The organism is Luteibacter sp. P4_D7_3 (assembly GCF_056401735.1).
Map to the genome: position 1 here is coordinate 1 of NZ_JBFUIT010000389.1, position 3330 is coordinate 3330.

1 protein-coding gene is annotated in these 3330 nt (G+C 64.0%); it reads right to left on the reverse strand.

Annotated elements, in window-relative coordinates:
- Window positions 1-41: 41 nt before the first annotated feature.
- Complete coding sequence (locus AC1DSN_RS20335; RefSeq protein WP_477332497.1) at window positions 42-3185, reverse strand: error-prone DNA polymerase; 3144 nt, start codon at window positions 3183-3185, stop codon at window positions 42-44.
- Window positions 3186-3330 lie beyond the last annotated feature (145 nt).

A 3330-nucleotide genomic window follows, 5' to 3' on the forward strand; every position in this document is an offset into this window, starting at 1 on the left:
TAAGTGACGGCGTGGGACGCGTGGTGTGAGCAGGGCGTGGACTAGTGAAAGTCGCGCGAGACCGAGCCCAAAGCCGGCAGCAGGTCACTGAAATCGTGAAGACGATTCGCTATCAGGTGGCGCACACCATCGATCGCCTGCCATTGCCCGTCGACAGCCAGGAGCACGGCATCGAGCAGTGCCTGGCGACAGGCTTCGGCCACCCTGGGCCGCACGATCACGTTGACCTGTCCGGTTTCGTCTTCCAGGGTGACGAAGGTGATGCCGCTCGCGGTTTGCGGTCGCTGGCGCACGGTGACCAGGCCGGCGTGGCGTATCCAGGCCCCGTTACGAGTGGTTTCGAGTTCGCTGGCGCGACGCACGCGCCGGGATTGCAAGTTCTTGCGAATCAGGCTGAGCGGATGTGCGGCAAGTGAGAGGCCATGAGTGGCGTAATCGGCGAAAACATTTTCCGTGAGCGTAGGCGGTCGCAGGGTCGGGCGTTCCTCGGCGACGTTGTCGAGCAGGGGCAGCGCTCGCTCGATGCCCGAACTCTCCCAGCGTGCGCGATGGCGATGGCCGCTGAGGACGCGCAAGGCTCCCGCGTCGGCAAGGCGTTCTCGCTCGAAGCGATTCATGCCGGCGCGGCGGGCGAGATCGGCCAGGTCGCGAAACGGTGTCTCAGCACGCGCGGCGACGATTCGCACACCGAGATCGGCGGACAGGCCGCCGATCAGTCGTAAGCCCAGGCGCAGGGCGAAGGTGTCGGATGTATTCGGTAAGCGCTCCAGGGTGCAGTCCCAGTCGCTGGCTGTGACATCCGGCGGGCGAACTTCCACGCCATGCCGACGAAGATCGGCCACCAGTTGTGCTGGCGCGTAGAAGCCCATCGGCTGGCTATTGAGCAGCGCACAGGTGAAGACCGCCGGGTGGTGGCACTTCATGTAGGAGGACGCATAGGCGATCAGGGCGAAACCGGCCGAATGCGATTCGGGAAAACCGTAGCTGCCAAAGCCCTGGATCTGGTCGATGATCTGCTGGGTGAATTCCGGTGTGTATCCGTTCTCCGCCATATTGCGGCGAATCCTCGGCTCGAATTTCTGCAGACCGCCGCGGCGCTTCCATGCCGCCATGGAGCGGCGCAATTCGTCCGATTCGCCGGCGGTAAAATTCGCGACGACCTGCAGGATCGCCATGACCTGCTCCTGGAAGATCGGCACGCCGAGCGTACGTTCCAGCACCGGTCGCACGCCGTGTTCGTAGACGATCTCATTGGCGGGAAGCTTTCGACGCTGCAGGTAGGGATGGACCATGCCGCCCTGGATAGGACCGGGCCTGACGATGGCCACCTGGATAACCAGGTCGTAATAGCACGCGGGTTTCAGTCGCGGCAGCATGGACATCTGCGCGCGCGATTCGATCTGGAAGACACCGACGGTATCGGCGTTCTGGATCATCGTGTAGGTGTCGGGGTCGTCCATGGGAATGTCGGCGAGGCGACGGTAATCCTCACCGCCAAGCTTGCGTAACAGCTCGACCGCTTTGCGCATGCAGGTGAGCATGCCCAGCGCCAGGCAGTCCACCTTGAGCAGCTTCATCGTTTCCAGGTCATCCTTGTCCCACTGGATGATCGTGCGATCGTCCATGGCGGCGTTCTCCACGGGAACGAGGTAGTGCAATGGCGTGTCGGAGATGACGAAGCCACCGACATGTTGCGACAGGTGCCGGGGCATGCCGTTGAGTTCCTCCACCAGCACGACCAGCTGGCGAAGGGTCCGGCTGCCGATGTCGAAACCACGCTCCTGAAGGCGCACGGTGATCGGTACATCGCCATGCGCATGCGAGTAGGCATGGCTGAGTTGGTCGAGCTGGTCTTCCGACAGGCCAAGCGCGCGACCCACATCGCGCGCGGCACTCTTGCGCCGATAGCTGATCACGGTGGCGGCGAGTGCGGCACGTTCGCGTCCGTATTTGTTGAAGACGTACTGCAGCACTTCCTCGCGGCGTTCGTGTTCGAAGTCGACATCGATATCCGGCGGCTCATCGCGTTCGATCGAAATGAATCGTTCGAAGAGGGTGGAGATCTGCGCCGGATTGACCTCGGTAATGGCCAGGCAGAAGCAGACCACGGAGTTCGCTGCCGAGCCGCGGCCCTGGCAGAGGATCTCGCGCGAGCGGGCGAACCGCACGATGTCCTGCACGGTGAGGAAGAAGGCTTCGTACTGCATCTGGCCGACGAGCATCAATTCTTTCTCGATGCGTTCGACCAGCCGCTCGGGGATGCCTTCGGGCCAGCGCGTGGCGGCGCCGGCATAGGTGAGCTGGCGCAGGTAGGCCGGTGCATCCATGCCCTCGGGAACCAGCTCACGTGGATAGACGTAGTTGATGCCGCGGATATCGAAACCCGTGCAACGTGCGGCGACCACGAGCGTCTCGTCGATAAGGTCCGCGGGATAGATGCGTGCGAGGGTCTCGCGCCGGCGCAGGTGACGCTCGCCGTTGGGAAACAGGGCGTGGCCTGCTTCGGCGATGGGTCGGTTGAGCCGGATCGCCGTCATGACGTCCTGCAGGGCGCGACGCCGGCGCAGGTGCATGTGGACGTCGCCGGCGGCGACACAAGGCAACGCGTGACGCACGCCAAGCTCGCGCAGAGCCATTAGTTCAGCGTCGTCGTGCTGGCCACGGTGCAGCTCGACGGCAAGCCATGCGCGGCCGCTGAAATGCTTTGCCACCCAGTGGGCGCGCTCGTCGTGCAGCGTGGCGTCGGCGGCGTTCAGGGGCCCGGGAATCCATAGCAGGCAAAGCCCCCCGGCGAGAGACTCGATGTCGGTACGGTGCAGCTCGTAGTGGCCCTTGGCCGCGCGTCGGCGACCCAGGGTGATGAGCCTGCACAATTCGGTATAGCCGGCCTGGTTCTCCACCAGCAGAACCAGCACGGTGCCGTCCTCGAGCCGGAACTCACTGCCGACGATCAGGGGCAGGTTGCTTTCCAGCGAGGCCTCCAGCGCACGCACGATGCCGGAGAGGGAGCATTCGTCGGTGATGGCCAAGGCGCCGTAACCGATGTCCTTCGCACGTTCGAACAGTTCGCGCGCGTTGGATGCACCGCGCTGAAAACTGAAGTCACTCAGTGCATGCAGCTCGGCATAAGCGGGGGCGGGGGCATCTCCGTCGTTGGCGGGAGGCGGTAGTTCGAAGGGAAGCATGGAAACTCAGGCGAACCAGCCGTGCAGCATCCAGCCGTCGAGTGTGCCGGGCGGCAGGTAGGCCCAGGCCTGCTGGCCCTCTACCGTGCGCACGATGTAGTAATCGCGACGCGCATCGGCACCGTCCCACCAGCCACTCTCGATT